This window comes from Bacillus hominis (assembly GCF_018332515.1).
Lineage (GTDB): Bacteria > Bacillota > Bacilli > Bacillales > Bacillaceae_G > Bacillus_A > Bacillus_A hominis.
In genome coordinates this window covers 1-917 of sequence record NZ_BOQD01000437.1, presented here as the reverse complement: position 1 = coordinate 917, position 917 = coordinate 1, and the positions used below count along the sequence as shown (strand labels likewise).

General features: G+C 32.9%; 1 protein-coding gene. It reads left to right on the top strand.

Annotation, left to right across the window (positions count from 1 at the left end; all coding sequences use genetic code 11):
• Positions 1-188: 188 nt before the first annotated feature.
• On the top strand, positions 189-917 hold a 729-nt coding region (locus tag KI356_RS26145; RefSeq protein WP_212936899.1), incomplete at its 3' end, for a class I SAM-dependent methyltransferase.

Here is a 917-nt window from a genome sequence, read left to right as displayed (position 1 = left end):
ATGTTATATACAAATAATCTTCCAGATGAGGTGAAATTGGTGCAATACTAACTAGGTGGAGGGAATGAAAAAACGCGTATCAGCTATCAAAGGAGATTTGTGCTTTTTTGAAATAGCAACTTTGAGTCTATTTCGAGGATCATCAGAATTAAACATTTCATGTATTTTTACAAAGGGGAAATATTAAAATGAACGGATTAGAGTATAAAAACTTTTATGATAAAGTAGGAAGATTAAATGGATGGGATTTTAGTAAGTTAAAATGTGAAACTGTAGGAGATACATGGGACTTTTATAGTGAAGTGAAAGAAAGATGCAAGCCATTACATATTCTACTTGATGTTGGTACAGGTGGAGGAGAGAATGTACTTAACATAGCATCTTCAGCCAAATTATTAATTGGGATAGATAATTCTAGTGGCATGATTGAAACAGCACATTCCAACTTGAAAAAATCAGGTATACAAAACGTTGAGTTTCTTCAAATGGATTCTGAAGCTTTAACGTTTCCACATGCTCATTTTGATATTGCTTCAAGTTGTCATGCACCATTTGTAGCATCCGAATTAGCAAAAGTAATGAAAAAGGGTGCTTTTTTCTTAACACAACAAGTTAGTGAACATGATAAATTAAACCTTAAAGAAACATTTGGTAGAGGACAATGCTTAGGCGAAAGAGATGGCACTTTAAAAGAAAAGTATATGGGTGAACTTATTAGTGCAGGATTTGAACTCGTGCAAGTACGTGAATATGATGTTACTGATTATTACAGTACGCCTGAAGATCTCATTTTCTTATTAAAACATACACCCATTATTCCTAGATTTGGAGAAGAGGAAAAGGATTTTACTATTTTACAAAAGTTCATTGACGCGAATAGTTCTGAAAAAGGGATTCGTACGAATTTAAAAAGGTTT